This window comes from Pseudomonas sp. FSL R10-2189 (assembly GCF_009600325.1).
Lineage (GTDB): Bacteria > Pseudomonadota > Gammaproteobacteria > Pseudomonadales > Pseudomonadaceae > Aquipseudomonas > Aquipseudomonas helleri.
Genome location: NZ_WIVZ01000154.1, coordinates 1 through 287, shown reverse-complemented (window position 1 = coordinate 287; position 287 = coordinate 1). Strand labels below are relative to the sequence as shown.

Below are 287 nucleotides of genomic sequence, written 5' to 3'. Positions count from 1 at the left end.
AATACCAATTTTAGAAATAACCTGAGAAACGATGAATCCAACCGATTTAAGCCAAGTAAAATGGCAACCGACCGCACCGATTGAAAATTTGCTCAAGCGAGCGAAAATAATGAAAAATACCCGTCAGTTCTTTGCAGATCGCGGCGTGTTAGAGGTTGAAACGCCCGTGCTGAGTGAATTTTCGGTAACCGATGTGCATCTTTCTACCTTCCAAACGCAATTTCTTCCGCCCTTTGAGCGAGAAACAAAGCCCCTTTATTTAATGACTAGCCCTGAATATCATATGA

General features: G+C 42.2%; 1 protein-coding gene. It reads left to right on the top strand.

The annotated features are described in order from the left end of the window. Positions 1–31: 31 nt before the first annotated feature. The coding region (locus GHO32_RS26310; protein WP_306167692.1) for an amino acid--tRNA ligase-related protein at positions 32–287 on the top strand (256 nt) is incomplete at its 3' end.